Consider the following 17,925-nt stretch of genomic DNA (forward strand, 5'->3'; position numbering starts at 1 on the left):
CATCCACCTACAGACCATAAGCGGCGATGGACTACACCCCTTCTGCCCCACCCTTCCCTATAGGGATTTAGAAATTAAACCCCCTTTCACAAAACTGCTATGGCATAATTCACACCACCGCACATATGAATGTGACATCTCAACTGACTCTCTTCAGGTGGTTTTGTGAACTCACTTCTTCTCGTCTTTATCGGACTCGCCATGATGCTGGCGGGCTACCTGCTGTACTCGCGCTTTCTTGCCTCGAAGGTGTATCAGCTCTCCGATAGCTTTTCCACGCCGGCCCACACCATGGAGGATGGCGTCGACTACGTCCCCACCAACAAGTACGTGCTGTGGGGCCACCACTTCACCTCGGTTGCGGGCGCAGCACCCATCATCGGCCCCGCCGTCGCCGTGATCTGGGGCTGGCTGCCAGCCTTCCTCTGGGTCACGCTGGGCACGGTCTTCTTCGCCGGCATGCATGACTTGGGCGCGCTGTGGGCTTCCCAGCGCCACCGCGGACAGTCCATCGGCACGCTCTCTGGGCGCTATATCGGCGCCCGCGGGCGCGCGCTCTTCCTCGTCGTCATCTTCCTGCTGCTGCTCATGGTCAACGCGGCCTTCGCCGTGGTCATCTCCAACCTGCTGATTTCCACACCAACCGCCGTCATCCCCACGTGGGGCGCCATCCTCGTCGCTTTGCTCATCGGCCAGGCTATCTACCGTTTTCGCTGGAACCTGACCATCGTCTCCATCGTGGGCGTCGCCGCTTTGTACGCGCTGATGATCATCGGTGACCGCGTCCCGCTGGCCCTGCCGGAAACCGTCCTGGGCATCCCGGACCGCGGCGTGTGGATCATCCTGCTCTTCGTCTACGCCTTTATCGCCTCCCTGCTTCCGGTGTGGGTCCTGTTGCAGCCGCGTGACTACATCAATGGCCTGCAGCTCTTCGTGGGCCTCATTATCCTCTACGGTTCCTTCCTCGTCACCCGCCCAGAAATCGTTGCGCCCACCGTCTCGGATCACGTCCCGGACAACACGCCTGGAATCTTCCCACTGCTCTTCGTCACCATTGCCTGCGGCGCTGTCTCCGGCTTCCACGGCGTGGTGAGCTCCGGCACCTCCTCCAAGCAGCTGGACAAGGAAACCGACGCCCGTTTCGTCGGCTACTTCGGCGCCGTGGGTGAGGGCCTCCTCGCACTCGGCACCATCGTGGCCACCACGGCCGGCTTCAAGACAGCCGCCGATTGGGAGGCCGTCTACAACGAATGGAATGCCGGAGGCGTCGATGCCTTCGTGCAGGGCGGCGGTGCCCTCATGAACGAAGGTTTGGGCATCCCCACCTCACTCTCCGCCACCATCCTGGCCACCATGGCTGTTCTCTTTGCGGCAACGACGATGGATTCCGGCGTGCGTCTGCAGCGCATGGTGGTCTCGGAGGCCGCCGAACTCATGGGCATCAAGCTCAGCGGTCTGGCTGCCACCATTATCGCCGTCGGCTGCGCATTGGGCCTGACCTTCTCCACCGGCGTTGACGGCTCCGGCGGCATGCTCATCTGGCCGCTCTTCGGCACGACCAACCAGCTCATGGCCGGCCTCACGCTGTCCATCATCGTGGTCATCCTCACCCAGCTGCGCCGCCCGACCTGGCCGGTGCTGATCCCGCTGGTCTTCGTCACCATCATGTCCCTGTGGGCTGCGGTGCTGCAGCTCAAGACGCTGTTCCAGGCCGGAAACTGGCTCCTCCTCGTCATCGATGCCGTCATCATCGTCGCCGCTATCTGGGTTATCGCCGAGTCCATCGCCGCCATCTCCCGCGCGCGCAAGGCCCCGCAGGTGGTGTGGAAGGACGAAGACATCGAACCTCCCCTGCCGGTCAATGCTCGATAAACTCAAAGCCTTCGGGCGCGGTCTCGACGAGTTCTATTCCGCGCCCTATCGGCGTTCCTTTGCCAAGGCACAGCAGGAGGAAGATGATCTCTTCATGCTGCTTATCCTCTCGGAGGCTCTCGGCCTGCCGAATCCCGCTAGCTATTACACCTTGGAGTTACTGCCGCTGATGTATGAAGACTTCCACGCCTGGCACACGCGCATGGGCATGGAGCGCTCACCCTTGAATGGAATCTCATGTTGTTAGCCCCCATCATGTTCTTCGGCGGCAAGGGCGGGGTGGGCAAGACCACGCTGGCCACCGCCACCGCGCTGCGCCTCTCCCAACAAGGTAAACGCGTGCTGCTGGTATCCACGGACCCGGCGCACAACCTGGGGCACATCTTTGGCGCCGAGCTTGGCGACGTCCCCACGAACGTCCGCCCCCATTTAAACGTCATCGAGATCGACCCGGCGCGGGCAACGGAGGAGCACCTGAGGGGCGTCGGCAAGCAGATGCGCAGCTTCATGCCGGAGCGCCTCCACCGCGAGGTCGACCGGCACCTGGACCTCGCGCGGCACTCGCCCGGCACGCACGAGGCGGCGATGCTGGAGCGCATAGCGGAACTCATCGAAGAGCAGCAGGACGTCGGGGAGTGTGAGCACATCATTGTCGACACCGCTCCTTCCGGCCACACCTCGCGGCTCATGGCGCTGCCGGAAATCATGGCGGCCTATACCGATGGGCTTCTGGCCCGGCGCGAAACGTCGGATAGGTTTGGCGCGGTGGTGCGCGGCATGACCTCGGCGGAGAAGGCGGTATCCGCCAGCTCGCAGGATCCGGTGGACCGCCGCAACCAGGAGATCCGCTCCACGCTGCTCAAGCGCCGCCGCCGCTTCGAGCGTTTGCGCGCCGTGCTTTCCGACGAAACCACCACGTCCTTCTTCCTCGTCCTCACCGCTGATCGCACCCCGGTGCTGGAAACCGCCGAGTTCTTCGCGGACCTGAGTTCCCATGGCGTGCACTGCGGTGGGCTGCTGGTCAACCGCCGCACCCCGGACAGCGCAGAGCAGTTCCTTCAGCAGCGCCGCGCTTCGGAGGACGCGGCCCTCGAGTTGCTCGCGGAGAAGCTGCCGGGCCAACCGGTGCACACCATCCCCTGGCTGCCCCACGAGGTCTCCACCCCGGAGGCGCTCGCAGCTCTGGCCGCCGAGCTTCCCTTCGATATCTAGTCGGCGCTGCGTGCCACGACGAAGTCCTTAAAATGCTCGACCGGCGGGGCATCATCGCCTTCGCGCCACACCAACCCTAGCTCGCGGTAAGCCGCGGGCTGCAGGGGCACGGGGTTGCGGGCTTTGAGGTAGGGGTCATCGAGCGGCAACAGAGCCGATCCCAGCCCGGCGGCCACGAGGCCCGCCACGGTGGTGAGCTCCATGGATTCGAAGACGAGGCGCGGGGTGAAGCCGGCCTCGCTCGCTAGGGTGTCGAGCAGCATGCGCGTTCCATAGCCCGGCAGCATGCCAATGAAGGGTTCATCGCGGAAGTCTTCCATGCGCACCCCGTCTCGCCCTGCGGCCCAATGGCCTTCCGGAACCGCTAGACCTAGGCGTTGCAGTTTGAGCTGGTGCCACCCTAGCGGGCCGGGGTCGGTAGGACGGGGGCCGACCAACGCCAAGTCGGACTCACCGGCGGCTACCCTCTCCACGAGCTCGCGCGCCGCACCCTGGTGCAGACGGATATCCACGTGGGGATGCTGAGCTCGATAGGCCTTGAGCAGCTCCGGGACCATCCACGTGCCCAAGGAATGCATGAAATCAAGGCGCACGGTGCCGCGCTCCGGATCCATGAGGCGGGAAACGGCATCGCGCGCGGCAGCTTCGGACATCAACATCCGCCGAGCGTGTTCCACGAATGCCTGGCCGCGGGCATTCAGCCGCAGGCGCCGGCCGCTGCGCTCGAAGAGGCTGGCCCCCACCTCCGCCTCGATGCGCTGCACGCGGCGGGTCAGCGCGGATTGGGAGAGCCCGAGGGCGTCGGCAGCCGCGCCGACGAGTCCATGGTCCGCCACGGCGACCACGCCGCGCACATCTTCCAGATTCATGCACACCTCGCATGCTTTAAGTAACTTTCGGACATTTTACACATAATCCGTGCTAGACCATGCTTGATGCATGACCAGAACGCAGCGCGCCACCATTGCCATGCTCTTCGTGGGCCTGGCAATTTTTTCTTGCCTCTACCCCACCCAAGCCATGCTGCCCACCTTGGTGGAGGACATGGGCATGTCCCCCACCGAAGCCGCCATGACCATCTCCGCGGCCACCGGTGCGCTGGCCATTTGTGTCATCCCCGTGTCCATCATCTCCGAGCGCATCGGTCGCGGAAAACTGCTGCTTGTTTCCACCATCGCGGCCACGCTCATCGGCATGCTCGTGCCGCTTGCCCCCAATCCAGAGATCCTCATCGCCACCCGCGCGCTCCAGGGAGCGGTCATCGCCGGCGCACCCGCTACCGCCATGGCCTGGATTTCGGAGGAGCTCGAAAGCTCCTACGTCGCCCGGGCAATGGGGCTGTACATCGCCGGCACCACCATCGGTGGGCTGACTGGCCGCCTCATCCCCACCGGGCTTCTCGAGCTCACCTCCTGGCGCTGGGCCCTGGCCGGCTCCAGCTTGGTCACACTCATCCTCGCCATCATCGCCGCTATTTTGCTGCCCTACCAGCAGAATTTCACGCGCAAGGAAATCCACTTCCGCTCGGAGCTGCGAGCCATCTTCCGCCATGCCCGGGATACCCGCCTCATCCCCTTATTCATCGTGGCCTTCGTGGCCATGGGCACCTTCGTGTCCCTCTATAACTTCCTGGCATTTAGGCTCATCAACCACTTCCACCTCGCGCCCGGTTTGGCTGGCTTGGTCTTCCTCTTCTACCTCACCGGCACGTGGTCCTCGGCGCGCGCCGGCCGGCTGGTCTCACAAGTAGGCCACGCCAACACGCTGCTCCTATCGTGCCTGCTTTTTGCCGTGGGCATCGCGCTATGCATGGGCTCTTTAATCCCCACCCTGCTCGGCATCGTGTTATTCACCATCGGCTTCTTTGCCGCGCACTCCACGGCCTCGGGGTGGGTGGGGCATATCGCTACTCACGACCGCGCGGAGGCCTCCAGCCTCTATGTCTTCTTCTACTACTTGGGCAGTTCCATCCTGGGTGCACTGGCCGGCGTGCTCTTTGATTCCCTGTCGTGGACCGGCTTCATCGCCGTCTACACCGCCCTCGCCGCGGGCATCGCGGTGTTGAGTTGGGTTGTGAGAAAAACCGGATAAAATCGTGTTTTATGGACAAATGGTCACCGCGCACATGGCACAGGAAAGCATCCCGCCCGGTCAGCCTGTGGATGATGGTCTTTCTCCTCGCGGGCGCAATCCATACCTTTATCCCGAATTACCGGTGGGTCCTCATCCACCTTTTCACGCTCGGCATCCTCAGCAACAGCATCGTGGTGTGGTCCCAGCACCTCACCGAAAAATTCGTGCAGCTCAAAGTTCCGATGTCGGCCCGCCCTCGCCAGCTCGCGCGGATTTATCTGCAGAATGCCGGCGTTATCCTCACCCTCGCGGGCCAAATCCTCAGTGAATATTGGGGCCACCACTGGGTGCTCACACAGATAGGCGCCACGCTTGTCGCTCTTGCGGTGTCCTGGCATGGTTTGGCCCTCTTTGCTTTGTGGCGCCGCGCGGAATCCAAACGATTCCGCCCCGTCGTCGCAGCTTATGTGGCCTCGGCCTTCTTCCTTGCCGTGGGCGCTACTCTTGGTGCATTCCTCGCCACACACCCCTCCCATCCGCGCCTGCTCATTGCACACGTTGCCGCCAACATCGGCGGTTTCGTCGGCCTCGCAGCCGCCGGTTCACTCACCATCTTGTTCCCATCTATCTGGCGCACCAAGGGAATCAACCCACACATGAGCCTGAGCTTCACGCTGCTGGCGCTGGGCGTGGTGACCACCGTGATCGGCAGCGCGTGGAATGTACCGCAAGCGGGCCTGATCGTCTACTGCGTCGGCTGGGTGCTCAGCCTGCAGAGCTGGCTGCTCAATGCCCTCACCGTGTTCCGAGAGCCACGCGGGCGCATCACCTTCCCGGCGCTTTCTGTGCTCTTTTCCTGCTTCTGGCTGCTCGGCAGCCTGGTGTATTACACCACCCAGCACTTCTTCTCCAGCGAGCCACAGATTCCCATGCTCGCGCTCGTCGTAGGGTTTGGCGCCCAACTGCTCATCGGCGTCATGGGCTATATGCTGCCCACCACGATGGGCGGCGGCCCTTCAGCGGTGCGGGCTGGCCTGCGCGAATACAACCGCTGGGGGCTGGGGCGCTCGGTCTTCATCAACGGCGGGCTTGCCCTGTGGCTGGCCACCTCCAGTTCCCTCACCATGGTTGCCGCCTCCCTGCTCTGTCTTGGTTCCATGGCCATCATCCCCGTACTTACCGCTCGCGCGGTCAAGGCTCAGAAAGCCGTGCTGCTCAAGAAGGCCGAAGGCCCAGCACCCATGACCACCACGGACTGGGACCAGGTGTGGGTGGCCCTTGCGGTGCTCATCATCCTCGGCGGACTCAGCCTCATCCTGTAGATCCCCAGACCTGAAACCCGCAACGCTGCGGGGTGGTGGGGCGTCGGCAAGCGCTTGGCGACGCCCTGCAGGTTGCGGGATCGAGGTCTGGGGACTTGCACACGGGAAGGCAGAGAGAATCTAGGGCTCGAGGGATGGCACTCCCGGCGCGCCGTGAGACATCCACTCGCGGACCACGTGGGTAGCGCGCACATCGCCGGCGTTATAGCGCAGAATCTGCGCACGCGCGTCCGCGTCACCGGCGAGGGCTGCGCGGCGGGCATTGACGGATTCCTCGCCGTCGAACTCTTCCGGCCATTCAAAGCCAGCGACGGGCGCCACGGTTTTCAGCCCCAGGCCCGCAGTGCCAGCGAAACTGCGCTTGACATGGACGAACATGTCGACCCATTCCTCTGAGGAGATGAATTCCTCGACCTCCTCCAGGTTCGGAGAGGAAAAGCGCTGGGCGGACCTGCGCATCCAATGGTTTTCGCCGTGGGCGGAGTAGCAATAGGCCGCGAAGGTCTTGCCCGCCGCATGCGCGTCAGCGCGCACCCCCATGAGCCACTCCCAAAACTCGGCGAAATTCTCCGCCTCGGACCGCCCTCCCAGCGGATCCCAGGTCACAAAGGGGTGGTACTCGCCGTCCAGGAGCGCGCCCCACAGGTAAGCACCTTGATCCAGGTAGGCCTCCATATCGACGTCGACTTCCACATCTGCGCGGGGAACGCTGATGCGGCCGCGCCGCAGCAAAGGGACGCCCTCACGCCACGCAGCAGCAAGGGCGGAGGGGGCGCCGAGGGAGGCGTCGATAAGCCCCTGCACCGTCGTGATGCCGCGCTCGCGGTAGGGGTTAGCGCGGTCGCCCGGCAGGAAGAGGGAGATATCATCCCGGGCCTCCAGCTCTTGCTTACACAAGGGCCAAAAGCGGCAGGAGGCGCACTCCTTGACGCGGCGCGGCCCAGCGGGAAGCGGCTGTACGAGCGCCTCATCGATGCCGAAGCGCGAGGTATCCGTGACAAAAGCTTGGCTGCGGTCCTGTCCAATCGCCGCACCCCTGCCAGAATTCAGACCGACGTCCTCCAAACCCCGCGCGGCCAAGGCTAAACGGTAGCCATCGACGGCGTGATGCTTAATCTTGTATTTCGCCGGCAGCGGCTCACTCAGCCCCAAGCGATGCGTGGGGACAACCAGCGTTCGCGCACCCTCGTGTGGGCGGGCCACGCGGTGATCCGAGACGATAACGGGGCTGTACTTATCACCATCCCGAACCAGAAGCTCCACGCGCACCATCCACTCCGACGTGGAAAAGACGGCGTTGGTGATGTGTGTGTAACCGTGAGCTAGGGCCTCCAGCGTGGCAAGCGCCCGCTCGAAATCATCCCCCTCCAGATCGATCCGGCGGAAACGGCCAGGCCCCTTCTTGGGAAGGCGAGCGAGCGCGGCATCGATAGCCGCGGCGTGGCGCTCCGCCCGAGCTTGGCTCACCGCGGTGCGCGGGATCTCGGGATGCGCGCGGCGCTGCACCAAGCGATAACGGCAGCCCACGAGGTCCGTGGCGACGAGCACATCCTTCACAGCAGGTGAGCTTAGTAGACCACCTTGCTAGAGTTGTAGCGAGACCCTAAAGATAGATTGTTTAAGGACGTTTCAATGGGCATTATGAAGAAGATCCGCAAGGCCCGCCGTGAGGCCCGCGCCGAGATCAAGGCTGCCAAAACCCGCGCAAAGGCAGAGGTAAAGGCCGCGGATAAGGCCAAGCACCGCCAGCAAAAGCTATTGGCCCGTCAGGAAAAGGCGCTTATCAAGTCCGAGGAAAAGGGCCTAAAGAAGCGCCGCAAGCACGAATACAAGATGGCCAAGAAGGAACTCGAGCGCATTAAGGAAGGCCGCTTTAATAAGAACAATGTCAAGCGTTATGCCGGCGCCCTGCGCACCGCAGCACCCCTTCTTTTGCCTCTCCTTTACCGCGGCATCACCGTTGCCCAGCGCGAGGTTGAGAAGAAGCGCGCGCAGAAGGCCGGCGTCAGCGCCGAGCAGCTGGCCTCCTTCTCCGGCCACGGCGCACCGCTCAAGGCCCGCACCGCCGGTATCCGCAATTCGCTGAAGGATGCGCAGCTTCCCGCCGGTTTCAAGCGCGACGTCAAGGAGCGCCTCAACGAGCTTGATTCTGCGATCGACAATGCCGAGTACATGACCGATCAGCAGCGCCAGCGCGCGCACCGCTCCATCTCCGGTGAGATCGACTCGCTCAACGACGAGATCCAGTCCAAGCTGCGCGCATAGCCGCTCGCACGGATTCTCTACGCCTTCGGGCCGCTGCCTTCCCCGCTTTTAGACGGTGGAGGATAAGCGACCCGAAGGCTTATTCTTTCGCGCTCAAAACCCCTTTTTGGCAATGCATATTAACGCTGTCACGGAATTTGTTTTCGTTCTATAGTTAATAGCGGGAGAATCAGTTTAGAACTCGAATGGAGAAACATGGCACGCCGCGAAATCACCCAGTTTTTTGACGATATTGATAATTCGCCCCTCAACGAAGATGAAGTGATCGTTATCCGCTTCAGCGTTGACGGTAAGGATTACCTCCTCGACGTCTCGCAGGAGAATGCCGACAAGTTCCACGCCGCCATGGAGCCCTTCGTGAAGGCTGCCCGCCACCCGGTCAAGAAGGACACTCGCCGCTACAAGCCGGCCGATGTCCGCGCATGGGCCGCCAAGCACGGCTACGAGGTGGCCGAGCGCGGCAAGATCCCCAACGACGTCATCTTGGCGTACCGCGACGCCAACAACCTCTAAAGAACGCCCTGCTCGCGTGCTGCCGCCACGGCGGAGGTACGGGAGCGCACGCCCAATTTGTCATAGATGTGGACCAGGTGAGACTTCACCGTCGCCTCCGACAGCATCAGCTCCACCCCGATCTCACGGTTTGAGGAACCCGCCGCGACCAGCTTCAGCACCTCGAGCTCGCGCGGGGTGAGCGAGGTGCGCGGCGTACGCACGCGGGTCATCAGTTTGTCAGCAACCACGGGCGAGAGCGCCGAATCACCTTCCGCCGCCGAGCGCACCGCCGCGAGCAGCTCTACCGGCGGCGCGTCCTTGAGCAGGTAGCCCACCGCGCCCGCCTCAATTGCGCCGAGGATATCCGCGTCGGTGTCGTAATTGGTCACCACGAGCACCTTGGGGGGATTCTCCATGGAGTAGCGGATAGCGGCGGTCGCTTCCGCGCCACCCATGACGCGCGTGCCCTCGATCCCCGCACCAAAACGCAGGTCCATGAGGAGAACATCGATGCCACCCGCTTGGGCTGCGGACACAGCGGCTTCGGCCGTAGCGACTTCGCCCACAACCTCGATGTCCTCAGCCCCCTCGAGCACCGAGCGTAAACCTAGGCGCACGATCTCATGGTCGTCGGCAAGCAAGACCCTAATCACGGGCTTCCTCCTCATTGGTACGGTGTGGACAATTTCCTAATCTACATCGTTGTTTAAGGGCACACTAACTGAGACCGCCGTGCCAGTTCCCGGCGTGGATTCAACCACGACCTCGCCGCCGAGTTCCGCCGCGCGCCGGCGCATGGCGGATAGACCAATGTGGCCCAGCCCCGCCGGTTTATTTTCCACCGCTTCCACATCAAAGCCCTGGCCGTTATCCACCACATCCACGCGCACCTCGTCCGGCGCATACGTCACGGTCACCCGAGCCTTCGTGGCGTGGGCATGCTTGACGACGTTCCCCACCGCTCCCTGCGCAATCCGCAGCAACGCTGCTTCCACCTTCATGGGTAGCTGTTGCGCATCGCCTTCTACGTCCACTGAGACGTCGAGCCCACCGGTCGCCGCAAAATTCTCAGCCATCCTTGTCATTGCCGCCCCCAAGGAGGTTTCGGACAACGCCGCCGGCTGCAACGCCGCAATCATGGCGCGCGCTTCGTGGAGGTTATCCGCCGCTGTTCGCCGAGCCAGTTCGATGCGTTCCTGCGCCTTGGGGATATCCTCCTGTGCGAGATCGCGGTCAGCGGCATGCAGGAGCATCTGAATGGAGGACAAACCTTGTGCCAGCGTGTCGTGGATTTCGTGGGCGATGCGCTGGCGCTCAGCGGTCATGCCGGCCGTGCGCTCGGACTCCACGAGCTGGGACCGGGTCTTCATCAACTCCTGGTTCATGCGGCTCAACGCCCGGAACGCATAGGTAATAGCAATCGTCACCAAGGCCGATACCGCCGGGCCCATGATGCCGCCGAAGGAGAGCCCGCCCGGTACTTGCACCAGGATGGTCACCGCCGTGGCCGCGAGCACGCAGATGATGCCGGGGATCATCTCCAGCACATAGAGGTAGACAAAGTACAGAGAGAACACGAGGTAGATGGCCGCGGGCGCCACCGCTATATCCGCTAACCACAAGACCGTGAGGATAACCATCCAGCCATAGCGCGCGATGCGCGGCAGAGCCTCCATATAGGCCGAGCCCCCGAAGTACACCACCGCGAAGGAGACCAACAGCAGCAGGTTGAGCACGCCCTGCCACAGCGGCAGGCGCACCGTCATAAATATCGCCACCACCAGCAGCGTCGCCGTCAGGACGTGGATACCGTTGCGCAGTGCATCCGATTCAACCGAGCGCTGGTCTAGTGTGGACGTCATGCGCCACAGCCTACTTCCCCCACTCGCCGCTTGCCTGATCGGCATAGGCTTTGCCGCGGTGGGGTGTTCGGATGCAGCCGACCCCGCCCCCAGCACCGAGGCCGCCAGCCCCGCGTCCGACACAAACTCAGGCGATGGCCTGCCCACGGACGCTACCGCCGAGGTCAGTGACTGGGAAGACTGCCCCTACCTGGACACGCAGTGGGTGGCCGATACGAATGGGCAGAGGATGACCCGGTGGGGCGTCGACAAGCGCTTTAGCACCCCCGCCTGCGTGTTCTGGTCCTACCCCGAGGAACCACAGGTTACCGTCCTAGTCCGGCAGATGCCCAGCGTCGACGAGGCGCGCGCGGTCGTGGATTGGGCCGCACCGGTTGAGGATACGGAGCTCGCCGAATTCGATGGGTGGTCCGGCGGGCGCGGCGTCTTTGAGGATCACTCGGTCTTTGCCGTCCAGAAGGACAACCACGCCGTGGTGGTGTGGTCAAACCAGCTGCAGACTCTCAAGCCCCAGCTCATAGCGCAGGAAGCAATCAACCGCTTAGGTCTGTAACGACCTAAGCACAGTAACGACCTAAGCATTTAATGGTCTAAACAGCGACTAACGCCTAAACGGCGACGTCATTATAGGGCATCTGCGCCGCTACCCAGGGGAAAATCACCTCCATGAGCAGGAAGAAAACCCCCACGGCGAGGGCCAGCGCCAACACCGCCTTGACCACGGTGGGGCCGGGCAACAGGTTCCAGAGTGCGCGATACATTAGTTCTCCTCCAAGACGGCGGGGCGGGCATTGTTATCTGCTCCGGGTGCTTTAGCCTCCCGGTCAGTCTCCATCGCGTGAATGATCATGCGCTCTGCATTGGAGAACTGCGGGTGGCAGGTGGTGAGGGTGAGCAGGGATTCGCTGGGGTCAGCCCCTTCCATCCCGGGAACAGGCTGGAGCACGCTCACATCACCCGGCAGGGTGATATGGCGCCCCTGTACAGCCTGGTATTCCGGCTTGGCTTGCTGCTCTGGGCTGAAGCAGTCCCCCGCAGCCCCCTCGATAGGCAGCACGCGGTAGGTAATCCAGTCCGTCGCGGTTTCGATGACGATGGCATCGCAAGCCTGCAGGTTTCCCAGGTCATTGAAGGGAGCGCCCTTGCCCACACGGTGCCCGGCTACCGCGAAATTGCCCGGCTCACCAGGCATCTGCGTGTCGGTATAGTGCCCCGGCCCGCGCAACAAATCGTCTTCGTCGGTTCCTTCGAGAACCGCGAACGCGAAGTCCGAGCCGAAGGCCGGGATATAAAGGCGCGCAAAGGCCTCACCGAGCTTCGGGGCATGGCCCGCTCCGCGTGGGTTGTGCCATTCTTCCTGCAGCGTCTCGTTGGCTTGGTCCTGCTTGTGACCAGACTCGATGTTTGTCCAATAGGACTCATAAAAGGCAAAGAGAAGCAGAAGCACGCCGGCCGTCAGCATAAGCTCACCGATGACGGTCCCTACGGTCGGCCGAGTGCGCGCGGTGGGGTGGGGCATACCCATACCTTAGCCTCCCGGTAACGTGTAAGTGCCCCATCACCCTGCAGAAAGAGGAGTAGGCGATGATCAACATCTTCATGTACCCGGTCTCCGGAATCATGAAACTGTGGCACTTGCTTTTTGGTTCCTTCCTTGACGGCTCGATGGCGTGGATCCTCACCATCGTCTTCCTCGTGCTCACGGTCCGCGGCATCATCGCTCCGCTGAATTGGCTCTCCGTGAAACAGGGCCGCATCGGCGCCCTCATGCGCCCGGAGATGACCGAACTCAATGAACACCTCACGCAGGCCGATTCGGTCGATGAGGCTGTCGACATCCTCACCCAGCAACGCGAGCTCAAGGAGCGCTTCCAGCACAATCCGCTGGTGGGTTGTTTCCCCGCCTTCCTCATCATCCCGGCTTTCATTGGCCTCTACCAGGTGGTTCTTCGGGTGTCAGGCTCCGCGAATGAACCGGTGGGGATGCTCACGCTTGGCGACGTCTCCTCCTTCCGCACCTCCACCGTCTTCGGCGTCCCCCTCACCGATTTCGCGCGCGAGCATCACGACTTGGTCCTACCGATGCTCGTGGCGGCACTCGTGTTCACCTCCCTCAACACGCTCATCACGCTCTACCGTGGCTTTCTTACCACGGTCTTCGATCAGAAGATTCCGCGCCGCTTGCTGTGGTTCATGGCGCTCATGGTGGTTCTCATCCCCTGGATGCTGTGGAAAGTGGCTTGGCATGGCCCCATCCCCGTGACCATCATCTTCTACTGGGGCTGCTCCTACCTCTTTACCCTGCTACAGACCTTGGTATATGAATTGATCCTGCACCGTCGCTATCCCCTACCGGAGGCCGTCCACGAACAGCGGCGCGACAGCATCCGGCGGTGGCGGGCTAAGGAAAAGAAGAAAGAGAAGAAAGCCGCTAAACAGCGCCTTAAGGAAGACCCTGCCCACAAAGAGGAGGTTGCTGCTGCCCGCAAACGCCACTCGGCCATCGTGGCGGAGGCACGCAAAATTGTTAAATCGAATAGTCAGCAGGAGGCGCCGAGAGAAGCTGAATAGCCAGCTGCTTCGCGGTTACTAGTGGAGCGACGTCGCGGGTAAGGCGAGCGCCGGCAAGGCCGCCATCGAGGAAGATGAGAATTTGGCTCGCCTGCTCCTCTGAGGGGTAGCCGTTCTTGGCGTTGAGCAACGCTGTGATTGTGGAATGAATCCACGTGCGGTGTTCCACACAGGCGGCCACGATGCCCCGCTCGGCATCCGTCTCTGGACGCGGGTATTCACCGGCCGCGTTGAGGAAGTGCGAGCCCCGGAACTCCATGGAGGGCTGTTCCTCAATGGCCTTATCGAAGAAGGCCAGGATTTTGCTCTCCGGATCGGTCGCGTCCTCGGTGCGCCTCTGCCAATCAGCGCGGTATTCCTCATCGAGGGCCTCAACGTAGGCGATAACGAGGGCATCCTTGGAGCCAAAAAGGGAGTAGAGCGAGGCCTTGGCCACGTCGGCCTCGCGCAGGATACGGTCGATGCCGATGACGCGGATGCCCTCGGTGGTAAAGAGCCGCGTGGCGGATTCAAGTAGTCGGCTGCGCGGGCTCGGGCGGTTGCGACGCGACTTCTTTTCGGCCATTTCTTCTCCTTACATGACAAAACCGGTTCATCTATACAATATAGACAAACCGGTATGTATGCGAATTTTTACTTCTTGCGGCCCGTAATGGCTCCCACGATCCACAGCAAGATACATGCACCGACCGTTGCCGTAATGATCATCAGGAACCAGCTATCGCCGACGCTCTTGTTGAAGAGCGCTAGCAATCCGCCACCGATGAGGCCGCCGATAACACCAACGATGAGGTTGGTGAACAGCCCCTGGTCACGCTTCATAATCTTCTCAGCGAGCCAGCCGGCAATGATGCCAACAACAATCGAACCAAAGAAACCGAGACCGAGTCCCATGACACTCACTCCTTTGAATAACAGTAAATAGCGTTTATCTACGTACCCTCCCACCGTACGCGTTAAAACACCAAAACGACCCGGGCCCACCACATATCCACTGGATGGTCCCGAATCGTTATAGCGAGGTTATGCGATAGTTACTCCGAGTCTGGGCGAACCACCATCATCGGGCACGGCGCGGACTGCAGCAGCGCGCGGGAGGTAGAACCCAAGAGCATGCCCTTGAAGCCACCGCGACCGTGGGAGCCCACAACGAGCAGCTGCGCACCTTCGGAGGCCTCCGACAGCGCACGGACCGGGCGGTCACGGGCGATAACCTTCTTAACCTGCACTTCCGGGTACTTCTCCTGGAACTCCGCGAGGCGTTCAGTCAGCAGCTCCGCCTGCTCCTTCTCCACCTCAGCCCATTCAGCCTGGGCTGCCGAGAGGCCGGCCAGGGAAGCCTGAACCTGCATGTCCATCCAAGTGTGAACGGCAATCAGCTCTGCGCCGCGGGCATCTGCTTCCTTGAAGGCGTAGTCCGTTGCCTTCTGGGAGACCTCGGAGCCATCGACACCGATAACAACGGGACCGTACTTCGTGGATTCGGTGACGTGGTTATCCTCACGGACCACGACCACCGGGCAAGATGCGTGGGAGACCACAGATGCAGATACCGAGCCCATGACCATGCCGGACAGGCCGCCCATGCCGCGGGAGCCCATGACAATCATGGTGACGTCCTTGGACATCTCCAGCAGCATGTCGATAGGGGAGCCCTCAGCCACGGTGTGGCCGATCTTCAGATCCGGGGCAATCTTGTGAGCCTCGGCGCGGGCCTCCTCGATCTTCTCTAGGGTCTCCGCCTGGAGGTCATCAAAAAGCTCCTTCGGCGGGACCATGCCTTCGGCGTAGAGGAACTGCGGCATCGTGTAACTCGATGCGATACGTAGCGGGATACCCCGTTTCACCGCAGTATTTGCAGCCCAGCGGACGGCGTTCTTCGACGCTTCCGAACCATCAACGGCGACGACGACAATGTCTTCCTTTGCCATGACCTTTCCTTTCGAAGTGCTTACACCTCCAGTCTAATACCTACTGGCCGACCTGTGGGGCGGTAGCGGCATCAGCATTCGCTGGGAAAAGAATGTTGTAGGCAGCCACAGCAATATCACGAATGACGGCACCGATACCATTAGAGAAGAAATCGATGACGGGCGCGAGAATAGAGTTGAAATCCATGGGGCAAAGAATATCGCAAAAAGGGCGTGGCGCAACACCACTTCCTATCCGCGATGGACTAAACCCCACTCACGCCCGCGTTGTCGAAGGCCCCATCACCGCGTGGGACTTTGTGCACGACCTCATCGTGACCCAACGTCACCGCCACCCCGACGATAACGACGCGGCCCTCCAAGCCCGCTTCACAGCGAACGAGGTTGTATCCCAAGACGGCACCCCGCTTAGTCCCGACAGCACCCTCGCCACCAACGCGATGGTGTACTTCTACCGCATGCCGGCTCCCGAAACACCCGTCCCATACGACATCCCAATCCTGCACGAAGACGAGCACCTCTTGGTCGTCGACAAGCCGCCCTTCATGGCTACGATGCCTCGCGCCCGCCACATCACGGAGACTGCCACCGTTCGCCTTCGCCGAATGACAGGCAACAACGAGCTTTCCCCCGCGCATCGCCTGGACCGGCTTACCTCGGGCATACTCGTCTTCACCAAGGACCGCACCGTTCGGGGCGCCTACCAAACGCTCTTCGCCGAGCGCCGCGTCACCAAGACTTACGAAGCCATCGCCCCGCTTGCCGACGTCTCCCCCGGCACCGTCTGGCGCTCCCGTATGGAGAAGACCCCAGGGGAATTGCAAGGTCGCATCGTCGAGGGCGAAGTCAACGCCATCACCGAGGTCGGCGGCGTGGAACCAGTAGATAAGGCACCGTACGAAGCCATCCACGGTTCACTTCCCGAGATAGCGAAGTACACTCTCAAGCCACAGACCGGCAAGACTCATCAGCTCCGGCTACACATGCTTCAGGCGGGCATCCCTATTATTGGTGACCCCATATACCCGGTCATTTTCCCTGCAGAGGCCGAAGACATGCGGATTCCCATGCACCTGACGGCGACACACATTTCTTTTGTTGATCCATTCACAGCCAGACCCCGAGAATTCTCCTCTCAACTACCGCTTGGAACCCACCATTTATTGAGCCCGTAATTAGGAACATTTAACCATTGTCAATGGCCTTCGACCTACCTTTCGAAGGCCGGGATCTCGCGTTCATTTCCAAGCGGACGCCCGGCCGCCTCCCACCAGGTGCCCGTGTCCCGCGCGCCCTTCCACCCGGCAACGTAGGCCACCACCAAGCCAGCGACCGGAACGACGACAGCGCCAATCGGACTGAACAGCGACGCCGCAAAATCAATCACATGGTCAATCTGGAAGAACTCAAACACCATGCCGTAAAACTCACCCCGGCTATGCAGGTCCGAAACGCGCTTAGCCACGGGTTCAATCACTGGTTCTAGTCGGTCACGAATCGCCGGCCCGAAAAGCAAAAGAACAAAGGACAGCGCCGCCAATGCGAACTTCTTACTGAGTTCCCACGCGCCCGCGCGGTGGGGATGTGTGGCTAAGTCAACGCGCCTCTTCCGTGCTGACTCGTTGGCAACCGGAAGAAAGTCGATCCGCTTAAGGTCATCACCGAGTCTTACCCGCGCTGAACGACTATCGGGCTCAAAGACATCTACAGTCTTGCCCGCAAAGAAGTGGCTCAGACCGTCCTCTTCCCACCCTGGGGCCGGCTTCTCCCTCAAGACCAAAGAATGCTCAATATCTTTCACCCGAGAGACAACCTGTCCCTCACGTATCAGACATGCAGCCGGCACCTTATCCATCAATCCACGGGGTGTAGGACACTGCGAAACCCGCGTCTGAATCTCATCCGAGGTAGCAAGACTTTCAGCACTTTCTGAGTCCGCCAGAGCAGAAACTTTGCCCCGTGCTGCAAGCAGGACATAGACGGTCTTTCCCTCATAGGGAAGTTCCCACAGGTCAAACTTGTCGGTCAAACGCAACGCCCCCAACTTTGACAGTCTGCGCGAACAACACCAATAACCACAGCCTCTACTGTAACTGACCCTGCCAAGGAAGACGAACAGAACAACTTCACCCCAGCATCGACAGACGTGGTGCCGAGGAGGGCCCTCATGACTCGGTCACTAAAAAGCTATTTGTTCAGACCTGGAAGTGCAGACGTGGTAACGCATGCCGGTAGTGCTGGCAAAACGAAAAAGAGACCGTTGAAGCAATCGTGCTTCAACGGTCCTTGTCGTTGTATTGAGTTGTTGTTTGTTGTTTGGTG

21 protein-coding genes are annotated in these 17,925 nt (G+C 61.5%); 10 read left to right on the forward strand and 11 right to left on the reverse strand.

What is annotated here, in order from left to right; genetic code table 11:
• Positions 1 to 165: 165 nt before the first annotated feature.
• From HMPREF2604_RS04335 to HMPREF2604_RS04345, 3 genes are read left to right on the forward strand one after another with little or no spacing between them, the layout of a single operon-like run.
• Positions 166 to 1,872, forward strand: a complete 1,707-nt coding sequence (locus HMPREF2604_RS04335; RefSeq protein WP_070563477.1) for a carbon starvation CstA family protein — start codon at positions 166 to 168, stop codon at positions 1,870 to 1,872.
• The gene (locus HMPREF2604_RS04340) at positions 1,862 to 2,119 is read left to right on the forward strand and encodes a cory-CC-star protein (RefSeq protein ID WP_046647629.1); all 258 of its coding nucleotides are present in this window, start codon (positions 1,862 to 1,864) and stop codon (positions 2,117 to 2,119) included. Before HMPREF2604_RS04335 ends, HMPREF2604_RS04340 begins: the two co-directional genes overlap by 11 nt.
• On the forward strand, positions 2,110 to 3,084 hold the full coding sequence (locus HMPREF2604_RS04345) for an ArsA family ATPase (RefSeq protein ID WP_070563479.1): 975 nt from the start codon (positions 2,110 to 2,112) through the stop codon (positions 3,082 to 3,084). The genes HMPREF2604_RS04340 and HMPREF2604_RS04345 overlap by 10 nt, the downstream gene beginning before the upstream one ends.
• Here the strand turns inward: HMPREF2604_RS04345 and HMPREF2604_RS04350 are convergent.
• A complete protein-coding gene (locus HMPREF2604_RS04350; RefSeq protein ID WP_070563481.1) occupies positions 3,081 to 3,953 on the reverse strand; it encodes a LysR substrate-binding domain-containing protein in 873 nt (290 codons plus the stop codon). The two genes, HMPREF2604_RS04345 and HMPREF2604_RS04350, sit on opposite strands and share 4 nt — an antisense overlap.
• A 70-nt stretch (positions 3,954 to 4,023) precedes the next feature.
• Here HMPREF2604_RS04350 and HMPREF2604_RS04355 point away from each other — a divergent pair, with 70 nt between their 5' ends.
• Positions 4,024 to 5,175: an MFS transporter gene (locus HMPREF2604_RS04355; protein WP_070563483.1), complete on the forward strand. Its 1,152-nt coding sequence runs from the start codon at positions 4,024 to 4,026 to the stop codon at positions 5,173 to 5,175.
• Between the two features lie 11 nt (positions 5,176 to 5,186).
• The gene (locus tag HMPREF2604_RS04360; RefSeq protein WP_070563485.1) at positions 5,187 to 6,479 is read left to right on the forward strand and encodes a copper oxidase; all 1,293 of its coding nucleotides are present in this window, start codon (positions 5,187 to 5,189) and stop codon (positions 6,477 to 6,479) included.
• 120 nt (positions 6,480 to 6,599) lie between these two features.
• Here HMPREF2604_RS04360 and HMPREF2604_RS04365 read toward each other — a convergent pair whose 3' ends face one another.
• Positions 6,600 to 8,036, reverse strand: coding sequence for a TM0106 family RecB-like putative nuclease (locus HMPREF2604_RS04365; protein ID WP_210384663.1), 1,437 nt, complete (start codon positions 8,034 to 8,036; stop codon positions 6,600 to 6,602).
• A gap of 75 nt (positions 8,037 to 8,111) precedes the next feature.
• Here HMPREF2604_RS04365 and HMPREF2604_RS04370 point away from each other — a divergent pair, with 75 nt between their 5' ends.
• Positions 8,112 to 8,744, forward strand: coding sequence for a DUF6474 family protein (locus HMPREF2604_RS04370; RefSeq protein ID WP_070523907.1), 633 nt, complete (start codon positions 8,112 to 8,114; stop codon positions 8,742 to 8,744).
• Positions 8,745 to 8,939: 195 nt separating this feature from the next.
• Positions 8,940 to 9,257, forward strand: coding sequence for a histone-like nucleoid-structuring protein Lsr2 (locus HMPREF2604_RS04375; RefSeq protein WP_070563488.1), 318 nt, complete (start codon positions 8,940 to 8,942; stop codon positions 9,255 to 9,257).
• Here HMPREF2604_RS04375 and HMPREF2604_RS04380 read toward each other — a convergent pair.
• Positions 9,254 to 9,892 carry a LuxR C-terminal-related transcriptional regulator gene (locus tag HMPREF2604_RS04380; RefSeq protein ID WP_010188464.1) on the reverse strand — a complete coding sequence of 213 codons (639 nt, stop codon included), beginning with the start codon at positions 9,890 to 9,892 and terminating at the stop codon, positions 9,254 to 9,256. The two genes, HMPREF2604_RS04375 and HMPREF2604_RS04380, sit on opposite strands and share 4 nt — an antisense overlap.
• Before the next feature lie 36 nt (positions 9,893 to 9,928).
• The gene (locus HMPREF2604_RS04385) at positions 9,929 to 11,101 is read right to left on the reverse strand and encodes a sensor histidine kinase (RefSeq protein ID WP_070563491.1); all 1,173 of its coding nucleotides are present in this window, start codon (positions 11,099 to 11,101) and stop codon (positions 9,929 to 9,931) included.
• On the opposite strand from HMPREF2604_RS04385, the gene HMPREF2604_RS04390 reads away from it, so the two are divergent.
• Positions 11,100 to 11,654 (forward strand): DUF2020 domain-containing protein, encoded by a 555-nt coding sequence (locus HMPREF2604_RS04390; protein WP_070563495.1) that lies wholly within the window; start codon positions 11,100 to 11,102, stop codon positions 11,652 to 11,654. The two genes, HMPREF2604_RS04385 and HMPREF2604_RS04390, sit on opposite strands and share 2 nt — an antisense overlap.
• A gap of 55 nt (positions 11,655 to 11,709) precedes the next feature.
• Here the strand turns inward: HMPREF2604_RS04390 and HMPREF2604_RS14045 are convergent, their stop codons facing one another.
• Positions 11,710 to 11,862 carry a hypothetical protein gene (locus tag HMPREF2604_RS14045; protein ID WP_168162985.1) on the reverse strand — a complete coding sequence of 51 codons (153 nt, stop codon included), beginning with the start codon at positions 11,860 to 11,862 and terminating at the stop codon, positions 11,710 to 11,712.
• Positions 11,862 to 12,620, reverse strand: a complete 759-nt coding sequence (locus HMPREF2604_RS04395) for a class E sortase (protein WP_070563498.1) — start codon at positions 12,618 to 12,620, stop codon at positions 11,862 to 11,864. The genes HMPREF2604_RS14045 and HMPREF2604_RS04395 overlap by 1 nt, the downstream gene beginning before the upstream one ends.
• Before the next feature lie 65 nt (positions 12,621 to 12,685).
• Here HMPREF2604_RS04395 and yidC point away from each other — a divergent pair, with 65 nt between their 5' ends.
• A complete protein-coding gene (gene yidC / locus HMPREF2604_RS04400) occupies positions 12,686 to 13,672 on the forward strand; it encodes a membrane protein insertase YidC (protein ID WP_070532600.1) in 987 nt (328 codons plus the stop codon).
• Here the strand turns inward: yidC and HMPREF2604_RS04405 are convergent.
• From HMPREF2604_RS04405 to HMPREF2604_RS14050, 4 genes are all read right to left on the reverse strand, one after another.
• Positions 13,629 to 14,237 (reverse strand): TetR/AcrR family transcriptional regulator, encoded by a 609-nt coding sequence (locus HMPREF2604_RS04405; protein WP_070563501.1) that lies wholly within the window; start codon positions 14,235 to 14,237, stop codon positions 13,629 to 13,631. The genes yidC and HMPREF2604_RS04405 overlap by 44 nt on opposite strands.
• Positions 14,238 to 14,305: 68 nt before the next feature.
• Entirely contained in the window at positions 14,306 to 14,566 is a 261-nt protein-coding gene (locus HMPREF2604_RS04410; protein WP_010188457.1) for a GlsB/YeaQ/YmgE family stress response membrane protein, read from the reverse strand.
• Positions 14,567 to 14,706: 140 nt separating this feature from the next.
• A complete protein-coding gene (locus HMPREF2604_RS04415) occupies positions 14,707 to 15,603 on the reverse strand; it encodes a universal stress protein (protein WP_070563504.1) in 897 nt (298 codons plus the stop codon).
• 40 nt (positions 15,604 to 15,643) lie between these two features.
• A complete protein-coding gene (locus tag HMPREF2604_RS14050) occupies positions 15,644 to 15,790 on the reverse strand; it encodes a hypothetical protein (protein WP_167595824.1) in 147 nt (48 codons plus the stop codon).
• Between HMPREF2604_RS14050 and HMPREF2604_RS04420 the strand changes: the two genes are divergently transcribed.
• The gene (locus HMPREF2604_RS04420) at positions 15,726 to 16,778 is read left to right on the forward strand and encodes a pseudouridine synthase (RefSeq protein ID WP_083299169.1); all 1,053 of its coding nucleotides are present in this window, start codon (positions 15,726 to 15,728) and stop codon (positions 16,776 to 16,778) included. The genes HMPREF2604_RS14050 and HMPREF2604_RS04420 overlap by 65 nt on opposite strands.
• Before the next feature lie 35 nt (positions 16,779 to 16,813).
• Here the strand turns inward: HMPREF2604_RS04420 and HMPREF2604_RS04425 are convergent, their stop codons facing one another.
• Complete coding sequence (locus tag HMPREF2604_RS04425; RefSeq protein WP_246818369.1) at positions 16,814 to 17,647, reverse strand: hypothetical protein; 834 nt, start codon at positions 17,645 to 17,647, stop codon at positions 16,814 to 16,816.
• Positions 17,648 to 17,925: the final 278 nt, after the last annotated feature.

Origin of the sequence: Corynebacterium sp. HMSC055A01 (assembly GCF_001809405.1) — a bacterium.
Classification (GTDB): Bacteria; Actinomycetota; Actinomycetes; order Mycobacteriales; family Mycobacteriaceae; genus Corynebacterium; species Corynebacterium hesseae.